A 23,350-nucleotide genomic window follows, 5' to 3' on the forward strand; every position below is an offset into this window, starting at 1 on the left:
TTAGTCTTTAGTTAACTAAAGAGTCTTAACTAAAGGTCTATAACTTAATTAGGTAGATGTCTTGTCTTTGTACTCACAGAGGTCTTCAATAATACAGGCATCGCATTTAGGTTTACGAGCTACACAGATGTAGCGGCCATGCAAAATCATCCAGTGGTGAGCGTCCAAGAGAAATTCCTTTGGCACAAACTTAAGTAGCTTCATCTCGACTTCTAATACGTTTTTACCTGGGGCGACTTTGGTACGATTACCAAAACGAAATATATGTGTATCCACCGCCATGGCCACTTGTCGAAACGCCGTGTTTAAAACCACGTTAGCCGTTTTGCGGCCAACGCCGGGTAGGGCTTCCAGTTCTTCGCGCGTTTCAGGTACAACACTGTTGTGTTTTTCGATCAGAATTTGGCAAGTTTTAATGGCATTTTCGGCTTTGGCGTTAAACAGGCCAATGGTTTTAATGTAGCTTTTTAGACCATCAACACCAAGGGCCAGCATGGTTTCTGGTGTATTGGCCACAGGGAAAAGCTTGCGCGTGGCTTTGTTGACGCTAACATCAGTGGCTTGTGCGGAAAATAAAACCGCAATCAAAAGCTCAAAAGGCGAGTTGTACTCCAGCTCAGTTACGGGATTTGGGTTTTCAGCTCGTAAGCGAGAAAAAATCTCGTAGCGCTTGTCTTTGTTCACAGTAAATAGCCTTTATTTATTTTTTGACCCCCTCCCAACCTCCCCCTTGGCAGGGGGAGGGGCTTAGAGCTTTTTTATTCCTTCCCCTTATCTTCAAGGGGAAGGCTAGGAAGGGGTTGTTAATTTTTTGACCCCCTCCCAACCTCCCCCTTGGCAGGGGGAGGAGCTTAGAGCTTTTTATTCCTTCCCCTTATCTTCAAGGGGAAGGCTAGGATGGGGTTATTAATTTTTTGACCCCCTCCCAACCTCCCCCTTGGCAGGGGGAGGGGCTTAGAGCTTTTTTATTCCTTCCCCTTATCTTCAAGGGGAAGGCTAGGATGGGGTTGTCTTGATCTTGGTGTAAAGTGTTAACTAACTTGCCCAGTCACACGAACGCGTTTTGATGCACTTGGGCCGTCTTTGGCTTTTTGCGCTGCAACGCGTTTCTTCTCGCGTTCGTCTAGGTAGTTTTTACCGGCAATCAACAAACCTAAGCCAATGAAGGCACCTGGTGGCAATACAGCAAACAAGACATTTGGGTAGTTTTCAAAAACGACGATTTTCCAATGAATTGCCATGTCACCGAATAGAAGCTGCATATCGGAAAACAGTGTACCTTGTCCGATTAGCTCACGCATTGCGCCCAAGGTGACAAGGATAAACATGAAGCCCAAGCCCATCATAAAACCGTCAAGCGCAGAAGGTAGCACAGGGTTGCGGCTGGCAAAGGCGTCAGCACGTCCAAGAATCGCACAGTTAGTCACGATAAGTGGAATGAAAATCCCTAGAATTTGATAAAGCTCGTAAGTATAAGCCTGCATGATTAATTCGATACAGGTGGTAAACGACGCGATAATCATCACAAAAGCCGGTAGGCGCACGGCATCCGCAACGTAATTACGAATGATGGAAACCGCAATGTTGGAACCGATCAATACAACCATAGTCGCCAACCCAAGTCCTAAAGCGTTGACCACTGTGCTGGTCACTGCCAACATAGGGCACAAGCCAAGCAATTGAACTAAGGCTGGGTTGTTTTTCCAAATGCCGTTGTAAATGATTTCAGCGTAATTGGCGCTTGGCTTACTCTCTTCTGGAGTAGCATCACTTGCGGCTGCTTCTGAGTTCGTTGTCATGGGGCTATCCTAATACGCTAACAGCGTATCTTTGTGTTGATCAAAATAAATTAGCGTATTTTTTACGGCACGAACCACGGCACGAGGGGTAATGGTCGCACCGGTAAATTGGTCAAAATCACCACCGTCTTTTTTTACTGCCCAACCTTTTAGGGTTGGATTTTCTAACGACTTGTTGGCAAAGCTTAAAATCCATTTGGATTTTTTAAGATCTACCTTGTCGCCAAGCCCTGGTGTTTCTTTATGACTGATGACTCGGCTGCCAGTGACGACGCCGTTTTTATCAATGGCAACCAGCATGTCTAAGTTGCCATTATAGCCGCGTGGTGCAATGGTTTCGAAGATGATGCCAGAGACTTCGCCATTTTTACGAGCGATGTGAATCTTGATTCCTTCCTCGCTGCCAAGTAATGGGTCAGCAGGCAGAATTGCCGTGTCTTTGGTTAAATCGTTGTCGTATAAGTCAGCCGGCAAAATCTCATTGAAGGCTGAAATTTGCGCATCCAAAATATTGTTCTTGATGGTGTGATCTGTCAGCTGATGAGTAATGGCAATAAGGCCAGCTGTCAGTACCGCGAATATACCCAAACCAAGACTATTGCGACGAATAGAGGCGAACAATTCCATTAGTTATCCTCCCCAATTTTTAAACCGGTTTTGGCTTTTTTATGTCCATAGGTTCTTGGTTGTGTGTAGTAATCGATTAACGGTGCTGCGAAGTTCATTAACAAGACGCCAAATGCCACGCCATCAGGGTAACCACCCCAAGAGCGAATAATGTAGATCAAGATGCCAATGCCTGCGCCATAAATCAGCTTGCCGCGATTACTGGTACAAGACGACACAGGATCAGTGGCAATAAAGAAGGCGCCAAACATGGCTGCGCCAGTGGTTAGGTGAAAGAAAGGCGTTGCTGTATTGCTTGGGTCAAATAGGTGAAAAACACCCGCCATGACCAGTAATGCACCCAACATTGCCGCTGGCGTGTGCCAGGTGATAATACGTAGCCAGATCAATCCAAGACCACCGACAAGATATGCTGCGTTTACCCAAAGCCAGCTGTTTAAGCTGGGACCTTGAAGTGCAGCAATGCTGCTAAAGGCGGCTTGCGAATCTAATAGGTCTTTGTGTTTGAAGCCATCTAAAGGCGTTGCCATGGTGTAACTATCAATCACGGGTAAGTGATGGAAAATAGCCTGCAAGCTCTGCATGAAGGACAACGTCTCGCCTGCAGGAATCATGCTTTGTACGCCAAGCCATTGGCTCATAGGCACAGGAAAAGACACCAAGACAATGGCATAACCGACCATAGCAGGGTTAAACGGGTTGTTGCCCAAGCCACCATAAAGTTGCTTGGCAAAGATAATCGCAAACGCCACCGCTGTCACCGTTACCCACCAAGGCACAACGGGAGGCAAGGCAACGCCTAACAGCACCGCGGTTAATAGAGCGCTGTAATCTTTCAAGAAGAAACCGACAGCACGACGACGAATGGCTAAAATAGCCGCTTCACTTAATAATGCAGTGATGCAGGCGATCATTAGGTTGATTAGCGTGCCCCAGCCAAATAGCCAAGTCTGTACGACTATGCCAGGAATGGTCGCTAAAATGACCATCTGCATCACCCAAGAGGTGCGACGTCCTGCACGTTGTGTGTGGGGGGAGGTGATCCTCAATAATGCCATTTAACGATTCTCTTGCATGTTGGTTTGCGAATGAATAAGTTTTTCTAACAAGATTTCGGCGCTCTGCAGACGTTGCTTAGTAGCGGCAATTTCTTGATTGATGCTGTCGGCGTCTTCAGGCGAGTTTTCTAAACGCTTGTTGAGCTTGTTAATTTGCGCTTTGGCGAGCGCGACAGCGATTTTTTCTTTCTTGATCTGCGTCGCTAGATCCATTTCAGGCTCGACTTTGGCTTCACTGTTAGCTGCTGTTTTCTCTACAGGCGTAGAAACGGAAGTAGCTGATGTGCTTTCTTCTGCTTCAAGCGCGGCGAGCTTTTGTTGTGCCTCAATGAGCTTTTTAGGCCACTCCGATGCTTCTATCTCGCTTTCGTCTTTGCCTTGGTCTTTTAAAAGCTGAATGTTTTTCTCGGCTTTCTTAATGCCGGCCTTAGCAATAGCTAGGTCGATCTTGCGTTTTTTAGCGGCATCCGCATCGATGTTAGCGGTGGCAATTGTTGCACTTGTGTCTGTTGCGACAGAGGGTGCTGTTGCCTCAGATGCCTGTTCCTTCTCAAGTCCGGCGAGTTTATCCTGTGCCTCTTTTAATTTGCTCGGCCATTCCGACGCATTGATTTCAGCCTCGTCCTTGCCTTGCTCTTTCAGGAGCTGAATGTTTTTCTCGGCCTTTTTAATGCCAGCCTTGGCAATGGCTAGATCTATTTTGCGCTTCTTAGCTGCGTCGGCATCGACGTTGGTTTCAGGTTCTGCTTTTACTGGAGCCGCTTTGGGTGCTGCAGCTTCTGGATTAGCTAAGGCTTGTTCCAGTTCATTAGCTCGCTGCTGGGCTTCTTGTAATTGCTGGCGAATCGCTTCGATTTCTGGCGCGTTTATTTCTTCTGCCTTCTTCAAGGCTTTTTCGACTTTCTTCACCGCCGCTTTGGCAATGGCGGCATCGATTTTTAGCTTTTTCAATTCATCGCTAACCGCGGCTTTTGGTTCGGTTGCTGCCGCGTTTGCGCTTGCCTGAGCACTTTCATTTAGCTTACTGACTGTGTCTTGCGCGGCTTTTAGATCGGTTTCAAAAGCGCTGATCTTGTCTTTCAACTCTTGATCATCTGGTGTCTCTATAAGCTGCTTTTGCAGTTTCTTCAGCTTCACGCCAATCAAGGCTACATCAACTTTGGCTTTTTTCAGCTCGTCGCTAACAGGCGCTGGACTTGCTTTGGCGGTATTTGCCACTGGAGTGGCAGGCGCTGCGCTTGGAATTTGCGCAAGCTGTTCTTCCAGTGTTGCGATGGCTTTTTCTTGATCGGTAACTTGCAGTTGCAAGCTGTTGATCTCTTCCACGTGTTCGTTTTCTTGCGCTTCAAGCAACTGCTTTTGCAACTTCTTCAATTTGGATTTGCCAATGGCGATATCGACTTTGAGTTTTTTCGATTCGTCGTTGGTTGCAGGTGCAGCGGCGGCCGTTGGAGCTGCTTTTGCTGGTGCTGCTTTCTTCTTATCCGTCGCTTTGTCTGATGTTGCTTTTTGACGAGCAAGGCGTTTGGCTTCTTTCTCCGCGGCTTCAGCGTCTTGGCGTGCTTTACGGGCTTCAAAGCGTTGCTTCGCCAAGTCTGATTTGACGTTGGCTTCGCGAGCTTCACGGATGCTGCTCTTGGAATGACGGTAATATTGCACCAGTGGAATGCTGCTTGGGCAAACATAAGAGCAAGCGCCACATTCGATGCAATCGAATAGGTTATGGTGTTCGGCTTTTTCGAATTCTTGGCTTTTACTGAACCACAATAACTGTTGGGGTAACAAGCTGGCAGGACAGGCTTGTTCGCACATGCCGCAACGGATACAGGCTTGCTCTGGTGCCGGCGCAGGCAGTTCTTTTTTGCTGGCGGCTAAAATGCAGTTACTGGTTTTTACAATCGGTACCGTGGCTGAATCTAAGGTGTAGCCCATCATTGGGCCGCCCATGATCAAGCGGCTGAGTTTTTTCGGTTCAGAATCGGCGTATTCTAATAGGTGCGCTACTGGCGTACCGAACAGTACTTCGACGTTTTGCGGGTTTTTTAATGCATCGCCCGTTAAGGTGGTAAAACGTGAAATGAGTGGTTTACCAAGTGTAATCGCATCGTGAACTGCCACACAGGTGCCGACGTTTTGACATAAAACGCCAATGTCTGCTGGGTATTGTCCACTTGGGACTTCTTTGCCCGTTAATAGCTGGATTAATTGTTTTTCGCCGCCTGAAGGGTATTTAGTTGGCACAACCGCAATTTGAATCTTGCTGTTGCGTTCTGTTAATACGGCTTTTAATGCGGCAATGGCGGTCGGTTTATTGTCTTCAATACCAATGACAATGTTATCTGCTTCAACAAGGTGTTGAAGTATCTCGATGCCTAACACTAACTCTAAGGTTTTCTCACGAATCAACATATCATCAGCGGTAATGTAAGGTTCACATTCTGCCGCGTTAATAATGAAATGTGTGAGCGGATTCTTGTGGGCACCTTGAAGTTTCACTTGAGTTGGAAAGCCAGCGCCACCCATACCTATGATGCCCATTTCAGACAAATAGGCCAGAACGTCTGTTTTACTGATCTCTTGCCATTTGCTTAGTGGCTCAAGGTTCGCCCATGTATCATTGCCATCAGGTGTGAGGATAATACAAAGGTCGCTTAAACCAGATGGATGGGCAATTAGGCGTTCTTCAATAGCTGCAATAGTGCCAGAAGTTGGCGCATGTAAAAAACTGCTTAAAAAACCATTATTAATTGCGATGGTTTCGCCTTTTAATACCTTGTCGCCGACTTTTACTAACGGGCGAGAGCTCTGACCAATATGTTGTCCAAGAGGCAAAATAAGCTCGCTCGGTAAACTTGGTTTCCCCAACGGTAATTGCAGAGATTGCGCTTTGTTTTCCGGTGGGTGAATGCCGCCGTGAAAAGAAAAAACCTGTGCTGTTTGTTGTTTATCTGCTTGCATCAGTGCGTCACCTCCGCTTGGCGGTCGGTGGCAATAACGTTTAACGACGTTGCCGCGATACCTTGCGGTTTATCCCAAGACCAAGTTTTCGCTGTCACGCCTACTTCTACCATATCAATACAATCTACAGGGCAAGGCTCGACACAAAGGTCACAGCCTGTGCATTCATCCGCTATGACGGTGTGCATTTGTTTCGCCGCACCTAAAATCGCGTCTACAGGGCACGCTTGAATGCACTTAGTGCAGCCGATGCATTCGTCTTCACGAATTACCGCGACACGTTTCGCGCTTTCTGCGCCGTGATCGCCATCTAAAGGAACCGCCTCTACATCCAGCAAATCGGCTAAGGCTTGGATAGTGGCTTGACCACCAGGAGGGCAATGATTAATGGCTTCACCGTTAGCAATGGCTTCGGCATATGGACGGCAGCCTGGATGACCACATTGGCCACACTGTGTTTGCGGCAAAAGGGCATCGATTTGGTCGACAATTGGGTCGCCTTCAACGTGGAAACGCACGTTGGCATAACCCAAAATAGCGCCGAAAATAAGCGATAAAAGAACTAAAATGCCGATGGCGAGTAAAACAGTAAACATCGTCTGACTCCTAAATCTGCACAAGGGCGGTAAAGCCCATGAAAGCAAGGGCCATAAGACCAGCGGTAATCATGCCGATAGCGGAACCTTTGAAAACAGTCGGTACATCCGCCACGTTGATGCGTTCGCGCATGGCAGAGAACAAAATCAATACGAAGGAAAAGCCCACCGCCGCACCAAAACCATAAAGAATGGATTCAACAAAACCGTTTTGCTTGCTGATGTTTTGCAGAGCCACACCCAATACGGCGCAGTTTGTGGTGATAAGAGGTAGGAAAATACCTAATACGCGATACAGTAGCGGACTGGTTTTATGGACCACCATTTCAGTGAATTGCACAACAACGGCGATCACCAAGATAAAAGAAATGGTTTGTAGGTATTCAAGGCCAAATGGCTGAAGTATGTAGGTATAAGTTAGATAACTGCACAGGCTGGACAAGGTTAAAACAAAGGTCGTCGCCATTGCCATGCCAATAGAGGTTTCTAGTTTCCCAGACACGCCCATGAAAGGGCATAGGCCCAGAAACTGTACCAATACAAAGTTATTAACCAGAATGGTACTGACCAGTATCAGGAGATATTCAGTCATCTCAAATCCAAAGTATGCGGTGAATAGTATGTGGTTTTAGATACCTTTAAGAGAAAAGTATCTTTGAGCGTAACTATACCAATCTGCTTATAACTAACAAGACTAAAGCTTTTGTATTTCTAGTCCGATTTAGTATATAGATAATAAGTTATGCTTATATAAGTTCAATTTATGTTTCTTTATTAATGCCAATGCCCACCTTATTAAGAATCTTTCTTATTTACTAAGGTGAGCACTGGAATGTATTGCTTTTCTTGTCTGTATAGGACTATGTCGTGTGGCTTACCTTACATGACGCGTTGGCCAGGTTTTGCACCAGCGTGAGGTTCTAGAAGATAAATTTCTTCACCACCAGGGCCTGCAGCCAATACCATGCCTTCTGACATACCAAACTTCATTTTGCGAGGTGCAAGGTTGGCAACCATCACGGTGTGTTTGCCTTCTAAGTCTTCTGGCTTATAAGCTGACTTAATACCAGAGAACACAGTGCGTGTTTCGCCACCAATGTCTAAGGTCAATTTTAGCAGCTTATTGGCTTTTTCAACGTGCTCGGCTTTCACGATTAAAGCGATGCGCAAGTCCACTTTCGCAAAGTCATCGAAATTGATTTCTGCTTCGATGGGTTCTTTGCTGAGTTCGGTTTCCGCTTGAGTCGGTTGCGCCGCTTCTTTTGCTGCTGCCTCTGCCGCCGCTTCTACCTTGCCTTCTTCGATGATGGCATCGATTTGTGCTTGCTCAATACGACCCATCAGCGGCTTGAATTTGTTCACCGTGTTGCCAAACAACAATTCGCTGCGGTTATCCCAAGTTAGCTCTTTGCCAAGGAAGGCTTCCGCGTCGGCCACCAAGTTTGGCATGACTGGTTTCAAGTAAGTTGCTAATATGCTGAACAAGTTCAAGGCAACGGTACAAACGTCCTGAACCTTCGGTAAAGTTGCTTCGTCTTTTGCCAACACCCAAGGCGCTTGAACGGCAATGTATTCGTTCGCTACGTCAGCAAGGCGCATGATTTCACGAATGGCTTTACCGTATTCGCGGCTTTCAAAGTGCTCGGCAATCACATCGCCAGCGTCAACGAAAGATTGAATCATCTCCGCTTCGCTCACGTCGCTAGCCAATTGACCATCGAACTTCTTGTTGATGAAGCTCGCTGTACGGCTCGCTATGTTAACGACTTTACCCACGACGTCTGAATTCACGCGCTGCAAGAAATCGCTTAGGCTAAGATCGATATCGTCAACCCGAGAGTTTAGTTTGGCTGCATAGTAGTAACGCAAGTATTGCGGATCTAAATGCTTCAAGTAAGTGCGGGCTTTAATAAAGGTACCGCGCGACTTAGACATTTTTTCGCCGTCAACGGTTACATAACCGTGTGCGTTAACCGCTGTCGGCGTGCGGTAGCCAGCACAGTCCAGCATGGCAGGCCAGAACAAAGCGTGGAAATTGATAATGTCTTTACCGATGAAGTGGTAAAGTTCGGCGTCAGAATCTTTCGCCCAGTAATCATCAAACTCCAAACCTTCGGTGCGATCACACAGATTTTTGAAGCTCGCCATGTAACCAATTGGTGCGTCTAGCCAAACGTAGAAATACTTACCCGGTGCGTCTGGGATTTCAAAACCAAAGTAAGGCGCATCGCGGCTGATGTCCCATTCTTTCAAACCAGAATCTAACCACTCAGATAGCTTGTTAGCCACTTGGTCTTGCAAAGTGCCGCTACGTGTCCATTTCGCTAGGAAATCTTGGAAGTCTGGCAATTTAAAGAAATAATGTTCTGAGTCTTTTTCAATTGGCGTCGCGCCAGAATAAACAGAGCGCGGATTGATCATTTCCATTGGTGTGTAGGTGGCAGAACAGACTTCACAGTTGTCGCCGTATTGATCTTCTGCTTTACACTTAGGGCAAGTCCCCTTAATGAAACGATCCGCAAGGAACATTTCTTTCTCTGGGTCGTACGCTTGCACGATAGAGCGTACCGCGATTTTGCCATTGTCACGAAGAGCTGTGTAAATGCTGTTTGAGAATTCGCGGTTTTCGTCAGAATGTGTTGAGTGGTAATTATCGTAACCAATCAAGAAGTCATTAAAGTCTGCCATGTGTTCTTGGCGAACCCCTTCGATCAACTCTTCTGATGTAATGCCATTTTGCGCGGCTTTGATCATAATCGCCGTGCCGTGAGCGTCATCCGCACACACTGCTGTACAAAGATGGCCGCGCATTTTTTGAAAACGCACCCAGATATCGGTTTGGATGTGTTCCAGCATATGCCCCAAATGGATAGAACCATTGGCATAAGGAAGGGCGCTGGTGACTAAAATTTTGCGTTGCGTTTGTGCCATTTTTGATAAGCCTGCTGGATTAAAAAAGGTCGGGTATTCTATCAATAATTAGACGTAGATGACGAATGAATAAAGCGCCTAAAAGATAGATTCTCTAAGAAAAGCGACATTATAAGTCCCAATCCCGCGTGTGCAAGCGCTAGTCTTGTATCCCAGTCTTGCTTTTCTGCAATTTGCCCCCACACTTGGCTCAACGTTATAAAATAAACACTCTTTAAAATACGCCTAACTAGGAGCCCCCATGCTAACTGATGCCCAACTACAGGCGACTTTAGAAACCCTAATCGACGACAACAGCGGCCAACCTTATGGTGCTGCTTGGAATGTTGTTGCAGACGACAGCCGAGTTCATGTCACTTTAACGCTCGGCTATCCTGCGCAAAAACAACAAGCTCAACTAGAAGCCAAGATCAAAGAACTCTTGGGCGATTCTCGTAACTTGGTGTTAGACATCGACTTTCAAGTTAAAAGCCAAGCCACACAAGGCAGCATTCCAGGCATGAAAGGCGTGAAAAATATCATCGCCGTAGCGTCTGGCAAAGGTGGCGTGGGCAAATCTACCACGACCGTTAACCTTGCTCTTGCTATGGCAAAAGAGGGCGCTCGCGTTGGTATTCTGGATGCAGACATCTATGGCCCAAGCCAAGGCATGTTGCTAGGGTTTGAAGAGGGTACTCGCCCACAAGTCCGTGACGAGAAATTCTTCATCCCACCAACGGCCTTTGGTGTACAAGTGATGTCCATGGCGTTTCTGACCACCAAAGACACGCCAGTTGCATGGCGTGGCCCTATGGTGACAGGTGCTCTGATGCAGATTTTAACGCAAACCGATTGGGATAATCTTGATTACCTATTTATCGACATGCCACCGGGTACAGGCGACATTCAATTAACGCTTGCACAAAAAGTCCCCGTTGCCGGTTCAGTTGTTGTCACCACACCACAAGACATCGCTTTATTGGATGCTCGCCGCGGCATTGAAATGTTCAACAAGGTAAACATTCCAGTATTGGGCGTGGTGGAAAACATGTCGACGCACATCTGCTCCAACTGCGGTCATCACGAAGCCATCTTTGGCGACGAAGGCGGTGCGAGCCTAGCCAAAGAATACGATGTCAATGTATTGGGTAAACTACCACTAAGCCTAGCGATCCGCGAACAAAGCGACGCAGGCCGACCAATCGTGGTAAATGCCCCAGAAAGTGATACCGCAGGCATTTATCAGTCGATTGCACGCAAGCTTGGTGCTACCCTTGCATCCCAACAAAATGAACAAACAGCGATGCCTATTATTGGCATGAGCGACGATTGAGGAAAAGTAATGCGTTTGTGTGACCGAGATATTATAAAAGCCCTAGACGAAGGTTCCATTGTCATCGAGCCTCGCCCAGATAACAGCGTTATCAGCGGCGTATCTGTTGACCTACGATTGGGCAACTCGTTTCGTGTCTTTCAAGGTCACCCAGCGCCTTATCTTGATCTAAGCAGCTCAAAAGCTGACTTAAGCAAAGTTATCGAATCCGTCATGAGCGAAGAAATCCTTGTCGAAGATGGCAAACCTTTCTTCATCCATCCGGGCGAACTCGTACTTGGCGTCACCAAAGAATCTGTCACTGTACCTGACAACCTAGTTGGTTGGCTCGACGGACGTTCTTCCTTGGCACGCCTTGGCTTAATGGTTCACGTCACCGCACACCGCATCGACCCAGGTTGGAGCGGCGGCATCGTTCTAGAATTCCTCAACGGCGGCAAACTACCCATCGCCCTAAGTCCGGGCATGACTATTGGTGCCATCAACTTCGAAACCATGTCGGGTTCGGCTGATCGTCCTTATAACAAAAGGGATAACGCCAAGTATAAAGATCAAACCTCAGCGGTAGGTAGCCGGATTTCCGGTGATAAATCTTAGACCTTTTTTAAGATCGACTAGAAAGAGGCCTCGGCCTCTTTTTTTGTTTTTATAAGGTCAAATAGTTACTTCTCAGCGATTCCTAGTTTGCAAGCTTGGTTCCGCTCTGCTGAGCGGGCTAGTTCCTTCCCCTTTCTTCAAGGGGAAGGTTAGGATGGGGTTATTTCTTTGGGTTTTAAAGGATATTTGTTACTTCTCAATAGCTCCGAGCTGCAGGTTTATTCCGCTTTTTAATTCAGGAAAAAGCTGAGCGGGTAACTTTTGCCCAGATCCGCAAAAGTAACCAAAAGGTCTCTTTATCGGGCTATCGCCCAAACGTCTCATTCATATTGTTTAATACAGGTTTAGCAAGACGATTTTTACCGTAAGGCTTAGATGGTTTATTTAGTGAGAGATGGTTCGTTAAACAATGACCCTGAAACTCCATAAAGTCGCGCAACTTCGTCGCGTCGAACTGACTTCATAGTGAATTCAATAATAGGTACCAAAGAACGTAGGTCTGATGAGACGAGGCACGAGGCGTGATCTGACGCTGAAAGCGAAGCTTTCATTGTATTGTCGTTGTTTTTTTGTGACTTAATTTGATATGTTCTTAGGTTGATAAATGTACAGTTTGTTGACATTAACGTCTGAGATAACGATACTAAGCATGTAGATGACGTGGCGGTAGAGGCATCCCCACATGAAAAACACCAACCTCATTTGAAGTCGCGGCGGTAGAGGCATCCCCGCAATAAATAGCATCAACCTCAATGGAAGTTCTACTCGAAAAGCCCTTATTTTATAAGGGCTTTTTGTTTTTTATAACAAGGATGGTTATGAAAATCAGGCTGTTAACATAAGACTGATGTGCCGCCATTCAAACGCTTTTTATTCCCAACCTTTTTTATTTTCTAAGGCAGTCGCTCTTTAGAACTACAAAAAACTAAAGAGCATGTGCATTATTAATTACCGAGCTAGGCCGCTTCACTGAGCGACAGAGAAGAGTAAGTTCTAAAAAACGCATCAGGTCATAAGGACTGAGGGAATCGCTTGCCTCGCGGGTGAAATCGCGCTACAAAAGAGCTAATAAAGAACCAACATAGTGGTGATCAAAGACGATCTGAAGCACCATAGTCCAGACAGGCTTTGGTATTTAGCGAGTTATATAACAGGGAGGTCCTACCATGAAAAAAGCAAATCCCCTATATAGACAACGCAGCCGTTCAACAGTGGGTTATAGCCACAGCTACGCTGTTGTATAACCCTTAATTGTTAGGCAAAGGAACATTCATGGGCAGACCAGACGATTACGTAAAAAACGAAGTAGATGATTCCTTGAAAGAAAGAATCAAACTCCATCTCGATCTTATGGATAAGCACGCTCTGAATATAATAAGAGCAGCAGCTAAAATTGAAGTAATCCTTGGTGAGGCTGTGAAGTCGAAGTTCGTAAATGATATCGGTGTTCAAAAGGTAGTAGGAGATAGTTTGGCAAGGCTAATCCAATTATCTTTTGCGCTTGGTATAATAAAGCAGAAAACATATGAGTCCCTGCTAAATTTCAAGGGAATCCGCAATCGAATGGCTCACGAGCCTGAGCCGGATCTGAAAATTAAGGATCTCCTTTCGATGCTGCTGTTTCTAGGTAAGGATGCTGAAAGAGTTGTACAAGAAAAGGGCTCTTATCTAGCCGAGTGGCACAAGGTATCTCTTGAGTTGCTCGTTGAGTACGTTGAGCGAGAAGTAAATGCCTAACAAGCGCATGTTTGCGGACTGGTTTTCCGCTACGCTCCAAGCCAGCCGCAAATACGGGCGTTACCCCCTTCGACGCAATCCCGATTGCGCGACTCTAAGGAATCTCAAAGTCATTAACAGAAAGGCTTTCTTGAGCAGCAAGTCCAATCTATGCCTTACGATAAAAGTCGTGTTGCTAGACGTGACGTTAAGCAATGTGAATGAGACGTTTGGGCGATAGCCCGAAGAAGAAATTACCCCCATCTTAATTTTCCCCTTGGAAGACAAAAGAGAAAGGCACTAAGCCCTCGCCCAGCAGGGCGGAATGAAGGTTGTGAATCCAAAGCGTTTGAATGGAGCATGAATTCCGCGTCGGGTTAAAGCTGCGATCTACCATACAATGAAAGCTTCGCTTTCAGCGGCACATTACGCTGCGCTTATGATGCCCTACGTTTTAGTTTTACACGAATAGCTACGAAGAAGCCCCTTCGACGCAATCCCGATTGCGCGACTCTATGGAGTTTCTGGGTCATTGTTTGATGATCTATCTCTTACTAAATAACCAATCTATGACTTACGATAAAAGTCGTGTTGCTAGATGTGATGTTAAACAATGTGAATGAGACGTTTGGGCGATAGCCCGATAAAAGAACAACCCCATCCTCCGCCTTCCCCTTGGAAGACAAAAGGGGAAGGGACTAAGCCCTCGCCCAGTAGAGCGGAATAAAGGTCAGGAACCCAAGGCGTTTGAATGGAATCTAAATTCCGCGTCGGGCTAAAGCTGCGATCTACCATACGATGAAAGCTTCGCTTTCAGCGGCACATTACGCTGCGCTTATGATGCCCTACGTTTTAGTTTTATACGAATAGCTACGAAGAAGTCAGTTCGACGCGTTTTCTATTAGATAGTCGATTGCGCGACTCTATGGAGTTTCCGAGTCATTAACGGAAAGGCTCTCTCCAGCAGCAAGATCAATCTATGCCTTACGATAAAAGTCGTGTTGCTAATCAGGATGTTAAGCAAAGTGAATGAGACGTTTGGGCGATAGCCCGATAAAGAGACCTTTTGGTTACTTTTGTACTTTTCTGAATTAAACAGAGGACAAAAGTTACCCGCCCAGCAGGGCGGAATAAACTTGCAGCTCAAAGTCATTGAGAAGTAACAAATATCCTTGAAGGCCCAAAGAACAACCCCATCCTCCGCCTTCCCCTTGGAAATAAAAAGGAGAAGGTTAGGGGGATTAAGGGAAAACCGTTATGGCTGTTAGGCGTTGAAGTAGGGAGAGCTCATGCCTTTACTTGCTTCGGCCACGACGTCACCATCAAATAATTTAATGCTGAGGCTGGCGTTTATTGATTTGGCTATATCGGACAACATGCCTTCTGCGTAGGCGCGGGCGTTTTGTACTGAGTCGAACTCGTAGAAGCCGCCTACGGAGTGATTGTTGATGCCGCTTAGCCAAGTTTTATTTCGAAGCCCGGTGACTGTTTGCATTGCTGGGTTAGCTTCTTGCCATACTTCTTCAGTAAATGGTGCTGATACTTGAAGTTCAGCGTACAGAAAAACACGGTTTGGTTGGGTCATTGTAGACTCCTTAGTTTTAATATTTAGTGGGATCTTAATTAAGGGATTAGTTTCGGCCTGCGATTACGCCACCATCCACATCCCAAATAGCGCCAGTTACCCAGCTTGAATCACTGCTTAGTAGAAAGTTAATTGTCTTGGCGACATCTTCGGCTGTGCCAATTCTTCCAATTGGATGGAAGCCATCAAATGTAGCGAGTGTTTCATCGATTGCACTTGGGTCAATGAAGGATTCGTAAATAGGGGTTTTTACCACTGCAGGTGAAACCGCATTGACGCGAATGTTCTGGTCAGCTAATTCCATTGCCATATGTTGTGTGAGTGCATGCAGGCCAGCTTTAGCCATTGAGTAAGCCGACGATGGTGTGGCTTTGATGGCTTGTTTTGCCCACATTGAGCCAATATGTACAATTGAACCGCCGCCATTAGATGCCATGTTTTTGGCGACGGCTTGAGATATAAAGAATGCCGCACGGTTCAGTTCCTGATACGCATCGTAATCCTTATGATCGTGTTCTAAAAATGCCGTTGGTTTGAATTTCCCCGCTGCATTTACGAAATATTTTATATGGCTGTCATGATTAGCGACAAAATCCAGTATGCGTTGAACGTCATCGGTTTTGTATAAGTTTGCTTGCAGCGTTTCAATATGCCCCAATTCGGCAAGTTCCTGTTTAGCAGCCGCAAGTTTTGTCGTGGAGCTGCCTACAATGATGGTTGGAATGCCACGTTTGAGTAGTTGCTTTGCTGTCGCAAATCCCATTCCGCTAGAGCCGCCTAGAATTAAAGCGTAAGAACTATTTATGTTTTTCATTTGATTATCTCTACAGGTAAATATTAAAGTGTGGAAGTAGATTACAATCCCCGTAGACTATTGAAAATTAGGCACAATTTGGTGCGGTAGGTACTTATTGGTATATCTTTATGAAAGAACAGGAAAAAATATTTCCAAAGAAGTCTGCACCTGAGAAAAGTGCGCGTATGGTTGAGACTATTTATGGTTGTAAATGGTCATTAACCATCTACCAGCTTTTGGCAAATGACATTAATCGACCTGGGGCCATGGTCCGAAGTGTTGAGGGATTGACGACTAAGGTGCTGAATGAATGTCTGAGAAAAAATACAAAATTTGGTATTTTGGAACGCGTTGACTTTAATGAAGTACCACCTAGAGTGGAATATCGTGTGACTCGCTTTGGCACAAAATTTCTTCGAATTCTTGATGAGCTGGAAAAGTTACAGAACGAGATTGAATGTGAAATTGCGTAGTGGCGTTGTTCGGGTAACGGAGTCTGATGCGCTTAATTCACTAAGTAAAAAATTATCTTAATTACACGAAGTACCCCAATCTATGCGTTTACTAAAATCTTCTATCCACCCCAGTATCGAGCCTGTCGATCAATCCTCTTTTTTACGTCTTGCTGCCCGTGGGATTATTTTAAACGGCGAGGATATTTTGATGTTGTATACCCAGCGTTACGATGATTATACCTTGCCGGGTGGAGGGATTGATGAAGGTGAGAATCAGGTGGAAGGTTTGATCCGTGAGTTAACGGAGGAGACGGGAGCGCGGAATATTCGTAATGTCGAGGCGTTTGGTCTGTATGAGGAGTTTCGTCCTTGGAATAGGGATGGTTTTGAGATCATGCAGATGAAGTCTTATTGCTATACCTGTGAGATTGATGAGCAGTTAGGCGAGACGAGTTTGGAAGATTACGAAGTCAAAAACGGTATGAAGCCAGTGTGGATTAATGTTCACGATGCTATTAATCATAATCTCGATACGATTAAAAACAGTGATAAAAAAGGTATGTCGATTGAGCGTGAAACCTTTTTGTTATGCTTGATTAGGGATGAGTTGTTGGCGGTTGTAAACTGAGGCGGTTTCTGTTTTTTCTGGGTTTCATGCACTAGGGTTGGGTATGTTTACGAGAAAGCTTTTATACTTATTGGTGTTTATATTATTGCAGGGGTGCTCGAGTATTATGCCGAATCTAGGTGTTACGAATGGGAAGTTAGCGGTTTGTCCTAGATCGCCAAATTGTGTGAGTAGTCAGGCTCAAGCTAATGATAAGCATTTTATTGAAGCTATAGTGGTTAAAGGCTCTGCTCTTGATGCTCATGACAAAGTGCTCGCCGTGCTGGAGTCTTCGAAGCGAGCTAAGGTTGTGGTGAATAAAGCGGATTACATTCACGCTGAGTTTACGTCGGCGGTGTTTCGCTTTGTCGATGATGTGGAGTTCTTATTTTCGCAAGAGCGTGATGGAGAAGTGGTTGTCGATATTCGCTCGGCGTCTCGAGTTGGGCATTCCGACTTTGGCGTGAATCGAAAACGTATGGAAGCCATTCGCGGCAAACTGAATAAGTAGTCTGGTTGGTAATTGATTCTAAGGCGCTCTATATATTCTATAGAGCGCCTTAATTTATCTGGTCACAGTGTTTGAGCGCTTTTTACTTCTTGCTCGATGTTTTGGCGTAGGTCGGTTGGTAAGAGCAGTGCGTCACCTAGGCGGTCTAGGTAGCGGCGTTCTTCTGCGGTGTCGATATCAATGGCGAGCATGGAGACAAGGTAAATCTCTGTGGCTTGTTCTTCACTTTCTGATAGGCGTGCGATGGTGATTGGGTCGCTGGCTGCTCGTAGTTGTTCTATCAGGAATTTTTGTTCTTCTGCATTGATGCCAAGGTCGCTGATTTGTTGTTCGATTCGAGTGCGTTCATTGGTATCTATGTGTCCGTCTGCTTTGGCGGCGCTGATCATGGCTCGAATTAAGATTAGGCGCATGTTTTCAACTTGCTGCGTTGGTTTTTCTTCTGCAAGGTCAAAAATGCTGCCGGCTGGAACTGCAGGTGTGGTGGATGTGCCGAAGCTCTGATTAGGTTCAATGTTGGTGATTTGTGTCGTGGTTTGGTTTTCTTTATGAGTACGCCACGCTTTGTAAGCCATTCCACCTACGGCGGCCATGCCGCCATATTTGATGGCTTTGCCGCCCATTTTCCGGGCTTTTTTGTTGGTTAATAGCATAGCGGCTAAGCCGCCAGCGGCCGCGCCACCCATGAATCCGCCGGGTATGGAGCTTGATTTGGCTTTGGTGACGGCTTTGTCAATTCCTGAACCTGTAGAGCCCATGATGCTGCTTAGCAGTGAGTTAATATTCATGATTAATAATCTCCAATTTATTTATCTGTTGATTCATCAGACTGGAGAAGTGTGGGAGAGTTCATCTCGGACTGTTTTGTTCCCTTTCTTTTACTTTTTAATTACGTTATTAAAAGGGAATAAACCTATGGCCTGTTTGAGTAATTTATGTCAAAAAATGTGTTGATGACGATTGGTGGGAATGAGTCTAGCTTTGCCGTGGAAGATGAGCAGGATGTGGTTTTTTTGCCTGTTGGCTTTGATTTAGTCAGCTTACGATATTTTAAGCATTCACCGCCGACTTACGATGATATCGAATACGCGATTAATTATATCGAGGACGAGATTGAGCGGGTCGCTAAGAAAGTACCTTATGATGGGTATTCTTTGGTGACGGATCAGCCTTTTATTCAAGATCTCGCGAAGTTGAGCGGAGCGGTCGGGGTGGAAGGTAAGGGGCGCTTTCAGCGTGATGATCTGGAGCGCTTGTTTGGTCTATATGCCGAGATCGCAGCGGGGCGTCCAGCTCAATCTGATGAGTCTGATACCTCTGTGACTTTTTATGCTCAGCTGCTGATTTTTCGTGAATTTATGCATCATCTTAAATTTGAATATATTGTTGTTAGATAGCTAAAGTGAGTTGAAATGTTTTACGTGTTTGCTTTTTATGGCTGCTTAAGCCTAATCACTTTTTGTGTCTATGGTATGGATAAGTCAGCTGCTAAGCGGGGCAAGCAAAGAGTGCCTGAGTCGACGTTACATTTACTGTCTCTGCTTGGCGGTTGGTTCGGTGCTTTGTTGGGGCAGAAGGCATTTCGGCATAAGACGAAGAAGCGACGCTTTTTGGTGGTGTTTTGGTTGACGGTTGTGGCGAATATCGCTGTGACTGGGTATGCAATGCATGTCTTTGATTTTTTTAATGTTAGTTAGTTTCATTACGCTATGTAATTGCCATAGGTTTTTATTCAAGCTGTACAGGTAATAAGTGTTTATGTGAGAGCACTTTGATTCATTGTCATCTACAATCCATTAATGATATTGATTTTTACCTTTAGGTGTAATGTTTTATGAAAAACAATGAGCTAGCGATTAGCGTTGCCGATGTAATGGAGCTGATGCTGGATGCTGTGTGTGTTGTTGATCGTGATGGACGTTTCGTTTTTGTGAGTGCGGCTTTTGAAACTATGTTTGGTTATGCGCCCCATGAAGTGATTGGTGAGCCTATGGTAAATATGGTGTATCCAGAGGATAGAGAAAAGACTCTAGGGGTCGCTGAGTCTGTGATCTGTGGAAAGATTTTGCCGCGCTTTGAGAATCGTTGGGTTCGTAAAGATGGCAAGGTGGTGAATGTGCTTTGGTCAGCTAGGTGGTCGGAAGAACATCAGGTAAGAATCGCGGTTGCCCATGATATTACTGAACGTAAAGAAATGGAGGTTCGGCTGCTTTATGCCGCGGGTCATGATGATTTGACGGGGTTACCGAATCGTACTTTGCTTTTAGATCGTTTGCAGGCCTCGCTCACCTTGGCAGAGCGTGAGCAGGTTGGTTTATCTGTTTTGTTTATTGATATTGATGGCTTTAAAGATATTAATGACGGTTATGGTCATGCGGTTGGTGATTTGTTGTTACAGCAAATTGCGGCGAGGCTGGGTGGTTGTGTCCGTAAGTCAGATACCGTTGGGCGTCTGGGGGGCGATGAGTTTTTAATTATTTTAAATAAAGTAAATAACACGGAAAATGCCGCTTTGGTTGCAGAAAAAATCCGTGCGGCTTTATCTGAAGCTTTTGTAGTCGAAGGTTCTGCTCTGTCTGTTTCTGCCAGTATAGGCATTGCTAAGTACCCTGAAAACGGTAAGCAATCGCTGGATTTGGTGCAGTCTGCTGATCAAGCTATGTATCACGCCAAGAATAACGGTGGTGATAAGTTTGTTTTAGCCGCTTCTTAGGCTTTTTTGCTTTAGGATGTGCGTTGGCTTATTGAGCCCTTGTTACCAAGAAGGTAATATTCTTTTCACGTCTCATCACTCTTTTGTCAGTCTATTCTCTAGTACAATTTAGTAAATATACTGGAAATACACACTCTGTTTGATCTGTAGTTTACGATTTGCTTTCTTCGGACTGTTTTCCGTTTTACTATTTGCGGATCGGGCGAGAAGAAAAGTCTAGAGTCTACATAACACTTGTGTTGATCATTGGTGTTGTTTGTAATCATTTAACTTTATAGGAAACAATAATGGCGGCTTTTGGTAGCGTGTTTATGCCTAAGATGGCATTGGCAACATTCGAAAATAATCAATGGAGTGACGCAAGCATTGTTGCATCGGACAGCATTCAGTTGCATCCCGGTGCTCACGTACTGCATTACTCAAGTACCTGTTTTGAAGGTTTGAAGGCATTTCGTCATGCTGATGGCAGTGTACATGTGTTTCGTATGGACCAAAATATTAAGCGTTTAGCTCAAAGTAGCCGTTTATTGTCTTTGCCAACGATCGATGAATCACAAGTTTCTAAAATGATTGTGGATGCTGTTGCTGAATTTGCTACAGATGTACCTGAGCCACCAGGATCTATGTACATTCGCCCAACCCATATTGGTACTGAAGCAGCGGTAGGTAAAGCGGCAGCGCCAACAGCAACGTCTATGTTGTATGTTTTGTTGTCTCCTGTAGGTGATTATTTTACTGGTGGTGCTAAAGCGCTTCGCCTTCTATTGGATGAAACGGGCATGCGTTGTGCGCCACACATGGGGATGATCAAAAGCGGTGGTAACTACGCCAGTGCTTTGGGTCCTATGATGAAGGCGAAAGCGGAAGTGCAAGCAGACCAAATTTTGTTCTGTCCAAATGGCGATGTACAAGAAACCGGCGCGGCTAACTTCTTGTTGATCGATGGCAATGAGATCATCACCAAAGGTTTGGATTCATCTTTCCTTCACGGTGTGACTCGTTCTTCTATCTTAACGCTTGCGAAAGATCTAGGTATGACGGTAAGTGAGCGTGATTTGACGGTTGCTGAGTTACTAGAGCGTGCCGCTAAGCCTGAAGTGGAAGCCGTGTTGTCTGGTACAGCGGCGGTATTAACGTCTGTTGGTACTTTTATCCATAATGATAAAGAGTACAAAGTAGGCTCTGGAGAGCATGGTCCTATTGCTCAGAAACTGCGTCAAACATTGAATGATATTCAGTGGGGTAAAGCGGAAGACAAGCATAATTGGTTAACCAAGGTTTGCTAGTTTTTTAGGATGGGACAGTAAGATAAAAAAGGGGAAGCATAATGCTTCCCCTTTTTGATGATCAACAACGCATTGTTAATACGTTAAAAACTCAATCTTGCTGTTGCAGACATAATGTTGTAATTGTCTGCCATTTGATAGTTTCCTGACAGCGAGAAGTTTTGAGTCAAATAGTAGCCCAATGACAATTTAGTGTTGTCTAAGCCATCTTGATCTGAATAAAGTGTGTGTGACAATCTTACTTCTAGACGATCAGATATCGTACTGTTAATACCAACTCTAAAACTAATATCTGAATCTACATTGCCTTCATAATCGTTATAGTGAACCAATCCATAGATATTGGTCGCACTGCCAGCGTCAAAAGAAGCCCCAAGGCCTAATTTTAAAATGTCGAAATCATTGAGGTCGATGGATTCTATTGAAATGATAGGAAGAATAGGTGTCTCGATAGAGGCAGTTAAAGCAGAATAATCACCGTCATCAGAACCTGCATCATAGTCAACAGTACCAATTGTATAATCAACATACGTCATTGGTGAGGCATGTGCATTCATAGACAGGGAAATTACTGCTGCTGCAATTCCTGTTGCAATAATACTTTTCATGTTTTTCTCCGATAATTCGATTAATGAGAATGGGCTTCGAGCTTTTACATTATCCCCTTACCTCTATGCCATCGGTCATTTTTTGATAAACTTTAGCCATTCAGCCTAACATTTTTCCTTATTTTCTAATTTTTCATCCAGCTTAATGATATATAAGGTATTCTGGTAGGCGATTTTTTTTGCTAAGGGTGTATTGACCCCCTAATGAATGAAGAAGGTTTTATGAAAAAGGTAATGAGAAAGCTCTGCTCTCCAGTACTGGGAATGTTCGAGTCCGGTGAAGGGGAATTTGATTATAAGCCATCCCATCGAACTATATTGATCGTGTTGGGATTGCTTTGTTTTTTGCTGGCGTCTGTTTCTTTAGTCATGTCGCTGATGACGGGCGAAGCGGCTGGTGTTATTCCTATTATGGTGTTTTTTCTAATGGGCTTGGTCTGTGAGATTGTAGGCCTTTTAGGTAGTGATCGTGCAGTAGCAAGAATTTGGAAACGCAGTTAAGTTAATGTGTTAAGAGGTACTAGCGGTCGCCTACGTGGTAAAACGAAAAAAGCGACCTAATGGTCGCTTTCGGTGACTTTTATCTTTAGTGATAGCGACTTAGTGACGTTCTTTTCCGTGGTGGCGAGGCATGTCGTCACAGTCTTCCATGCGCTCTTTTTGAAGATCGATGAACTTGGTTTTTTGTTCTGGTGTTAAGATACTAAGCATTTTGTGTTGGTTACTTAGCATCTGTGCTTGACGTTTAACTTGTTTATCAGACTTTTCTTGTGCCAATTCGGTGGCTTTGGCTGGATCAAATTTGTCCGCTGTCAGTAGGGCGTTTATTTTATCAAAATGCGCCATGCGAGCGTTTTCGCTTTGCTCTCTTTTGTCGTTGAAGCCTTCTTTCATGGCTTGTTTATTTTCTTTGCGTAGCGTTTTGAATTGCTCTTTTTGGCTGTCTGTTAGATTTAAATTTTTCATCATGCCGCGGTTTAAGCCTGGGCGACATTCCTGTGGGCCTTTGTGATCTTTTCCGCCAAACGCAAACGCGCTGGTGCTCAATACTAGTGGAAACACAACAGCGGCTATAATCAGTTTTTTTGCCATTTTCATATTTTCTTCCTTATATACATTAGAGGATCAGATGATTGATACGTACTGCGTTTTGAACGCATGGAAGTAGAATAGAGGCTGTAAGGTAAAGTGGCGT

At 45.1% G+C, this 23,350-nt stretch carries 24 protein-coding genes; 11 read left to right on the forward strand and 13 right to left on the reverse strand.

What is annotated here, in order from left to right; genetic code table 11:
• Positions 1-48 precede the first annotated feature (48 nt).
• From nth to metG, 8 genes are all read right to left on the reverse strand, one after another.
• On the reverse strand, positions 49-684 hold the full coding sequence (nth, locus tag AC2A4J_RS07380; RefSeq protein ID WP_255825525.1) for an endonuclease III: 636 nt from the start codon (positions 682-684) through the stop codon (positions 49-51).
• 347 nt (positions 685-1,031) lie between these two features.
• The gene (locus tag AC2A4J_RS07385) at positions 1,032-1,799 is read right to left on the reverse strand and encodes an electron transport complex subunit E (RefSeq protein ID WP_484175504.1); all 768 of its coding nucleotides are present in this window, start codon (positions 1,797-1,799) and stop codon (positions 1,032-1,034) included.
• Positions 1,800-1,808: 9 nt separating this feature from the next.
• Positions 1,809-2,426 carry an electron transport complex subunit RsxG gene (gene rsxG / locus AC2A4J_RS07390; protein ID WP_484175505.1) on the reverse strand — a complete coding sequence of 206 codons (618 nt, stop codon included), beginning with the start codon at positions 2,424-2,426 and terminating at the stop codon, positions 1,809-1,811.
• Positions 2,426-3,484 (reverse strand): electron transport complex subunit RsxD, encoded by a 1,059-nt coding sequence (gene rsxD / locus AC2A4J_RS07395; RefSeq protein WP_255825521.1) that lies wholly within the window; start codon positions 3,482-3,484, stop codon positions 2,426-2,428. The genes rsxG and rsxD overlap by 1 nt, the downstream gene beginning before the upstream one ends.
• Positions 3,485-6,442 (reverse strand): electron transport complex subunit RsxC, encoded by a 2,958-nt coding sequence (gene rsxC, locus AC2A4J_RS07400; protein WP_484175506.1) that lies wholly within the window; start codon positions 6,440-6,442, stop codon positions 3,485-3,487.
• A complete protein-coding gene (gene rsxB / locus AC2A4J_RS07405) occupies positions 6,442-7,038 on the reverse strand; it encodes an electron transport complex subunit RsxB (RefSeq protein WP_255825517.1) in 597 nt (198 codons plus the stop codon). Before rsxB ends, rsxC begins: the two co-directional genes overlap by 1 nt.
• Positions 7,039-7,048: 10 nt before the next feature.
• Positions 7,049-7,630 (reverse strand): electron transport complex subunit RsxA, encoded by a 582-nt coding sequence (gene rsxA, locus AC2A4J_RS07410; RefSeq protein ID WP_012069258.1) that lies wholly within the window; start codon positions 7,628-7,630, stop codon positions 7,049-7,051.
• Positions 7,631-7,917: 287 nt separating this feature from the next.
• Positions 7,918-9,969 carry a methionine--tRNA ligase gene (gene metG, locus AC2A4J_RS07415; RefSeq protein WP_484175507.1) on the reverse strand — a complete coding sequence of 684 codons (2,052 nt, stop codon included), beginning with the start codon at positions 9,967-9,969 and terminating at the stop codon, positions 7,918-7,920.
• 241 nt (positions 9,970-10,210) lie between these two features.
• On the opposite strand from metG, the gene apbC reads away from it, so the two are divergent.
• From apbC to AC2A4J_RS07430, 3 genes are all read left to right on the forward strand, one after another.
• A complete protein-coding gene (apbC, locus tag AC2A4J_RS07420; RefSeq protein ID WP_484175508.1) occupies positions 10,211-11,281 on the forward strand; it encodes an iron-sulfur cluster carrier protein ApbC in 1,071 nt (356 codons plus the stop codon).
• Between the two features lie 9 nt (positions 11,282-11,290).
• The gene (gene dcd / locus AC2A4J_RS07425) at positions 11,291-11,878 is read left to right on the forward strand and encodes a dCTP deaminase (RefSeq protein ID WP_110573774.1); all 588 of its coding nucleotides are present in this window, start codon (positions 11,291-11,293) and stop codon (positions 11,876-11,878) included.
• Between the two features lie 1,272 nt (positions 11,879-13,150).
• A complete protein-coding gene (locus AC2A4J_RS07430; RefSeq protein ID WP_484175509.1) occupies positions 13,151-13,615 on the forward strand; it encodes a hypothetical protein in 465 nt (154 codons plus the stop codon).
• A gap of 1,243 nt (positions 13,616-14,858) precedes the next feature.
• Here the strand turns inward: AC2A4J_RS07430 and AC2A4J_RS07435 are convergent.
• The gene (locus AC2A4J_RS07435; protein ID WP_484175510.1) at positions 14,859-15,179 is read right to left on the reverse strand and encodes a YdhR family protein; all 321 of its coding nucleotides are present in this window, start codon (positions 15,177-15,179) and stop codon (positions 14,859-14,861) included.
• Positions 15,180-15,225: 46 nt separating this feature from the next.
• The gene (locus AC2A4J_RS07440) at positions 15,226-15,993 is read right to left on the reverse strand and encodes an SDR family NAD(P)-dependent oxidoreductase (RefSeq protein ID WP_484175511.1); all 768 of its coding nucleotides are present in this window, start codon (positions 15,991-15,993) and stop codon (positions 15,226-15,228) included.
• 110 nt (positions 15,994-16,103) lie between these two features.
• Between AC2A4J_RS07440 and AC2A4J_RS07445 the strand changes: the two genes are divergently transcribed.
• The 3 genes from AC2A4J_RS07445 to AC2A4J_RS07455 all read left to right on the forward strand — a co-directional run bounded on the left by AC2A4J_RS07445 (position 16,104) and on the right by AC2A4J_RS07455 (position 17,548).
• Positions 16,104-16,448, forward strand: coding sequence for a winged helix-turn-helix transcriptional regulator (locus AC2A4J_RS07445; RefSeq protein ID WP_255825405.1), 345 nt, complete (start codon positions 16,104-16,106; stop codon positions 16,446-16,448).
• Positions 16,449-16,530: 82 nt separating this feature from the next.
• Positions 16,531-17,058, forward strand: a complete 528-nt coding sequence (locus AC2A4J_RS07450; RefSeq protein WP_484175512.1) for an NUDIX hydrolase — start codon at positions 16,531-16,533, stop codon at positions 17,056-17,058.
• 106 nt (positions 17,059-17,164) lie between these two features.
• Positions 17,165-17,548: a DUF1499 domain-containing protein gene (locus AC2A4J_RS07455; RefSeq protein WP_484175513.1), complete on the forward strand. Its 384-nt coding sequence runs from the start codon at positions 17,165-17,167 to the stop codon at positions 17,546-17,548.
• A gap of 62 nt (positions 17,549-17,610) precedes the next feature.
• On the opposite strand, the gene AC2A4J_RS07460 is transcribed toward AC2A4J_RS07455, so the two are convergent.
• Positions 17,611-18,336, reverse strand: a complete 726-nt coding sequence (locus AC2A4J_RS07460; RefSeq protein ID WP_484175514.1) for a tellurite resistance TerB family protein — start codon at positions 18,334-18,336, stop codon at positions 17,611-17,613.
• A gap of 147 nt (positions 18,337-18,483) precedes the next feature.
• On the opposite strand from AC2A4J_RS07460, the gene AC2A4J_RS07465 reads away from it, so the two are divergent.
• The 4 genes from AC2A4J_RS07465 (at position 18,484) to AC2A4J_RS07480 (ending at position 21,547) form a co-directional block, all read left to right on the forward strand.
• Positions 18,484-18,945, forward strand: a complete 462-nt coding sequence (locus tag AC2A4J_RS07465; RefSeq protein WP_484175515.1) for a hypothetical protein — start codon at positions 18,484-18,486, stop codon at positions 18,943-18,945.
• Positions 18,946-18,960: 15 nt separating this feature from the next.
• On the forward strand, positions 18,961-19,245 hold the full coding sequence (locus AC2A4J_RS07470) for a DUF1294 domain-containing protein (protein ID WP_484175516.1): 285 nt from the start codon (positions 18,961-18,963) through the stop codon (positions 19,243-19,245).
• Between the two features lie 137 nt (positions 19,246-19,382).
• The gene (locus tag AC2A4J_RS07475) at positions 19,383-20,261 is read left to right on the forward strand and encodes a diguanylate cyclase domain-containing protein (RefSeq protein WP_484175517.1); all 879 of its coding nucleotides are present in this window, start codon (positions 19,383-19,385) and stop codon (positions 20,259-20,261) included.
• Between the two features lie 287 nt (positions 20,262-20,548).
• Positions 20,549-21,547, forward strand: a complete 999-nt coding sequence (locus AC2A4J_RS07480) for a branched-chain amino acid aminotransferase (protein WP_484175518.1) — start codon at positions 20,549-20,551, stop codon at positions 21,545-21,547.
• An 83-nt stretch (positions 21,548-21,630) separates the two neighbouring features.
• On the opposite strand, the gene AC2A4J_RS07485 is transcribed toward AC2A4J_RS07480, so the two are convergent.
• On the reverse strand, positions 21,631-22,155 hold the full coding sequence (locus AC2A4J_RS07485; protein ID WP_484175519.1) for a hypothetical protein: 525 nt from the start codon (positions 22,153-22,155) through the stop codon (positions 21,631-21,633).
• 222 nt (positions 22,156-22,377) lie between these two features.
• Here AC2A4J_RS07485 and AC2A4J_RS07490 point away from each other — a divergent pair, with 222 nt between their 5' ends.
• On the forward strand, positions 22,378-22,656 hold the full coding sequence (locus tag AC2A4J_RS07490) for a hypothetical protein (RefSeq protein ID WP_255825394.1): 279 nt from the start codon (positions 22,378-22,380) through the stop codon (positions 22,654-22,656).
• 99 nt (positions 22,657-22,755) lie between these two features.
• Here AC2A4J_RS07490 and AC2A4J_RS07495 read toward each other — a convergent pair whose 3' ends face one another.
• Positions 22,756-23,253 carry a CpxP family protein gene (locus tag AC2A4J_RS07495; protein ID WP_484175520.1) on the reverse strand — a complete coding sequence of 166 codons (498 nt, stop codon included), beginning with the start codon at positions 23,251-23,253 and terminating at the stop codon, positions 22,756-22,758.
• Positions 23,254-23,350: the final 97 nt, after the last annotated feature.

It is taken from the genome of Marinomonas sp. ATLA20, assembly GCF_057180105.1.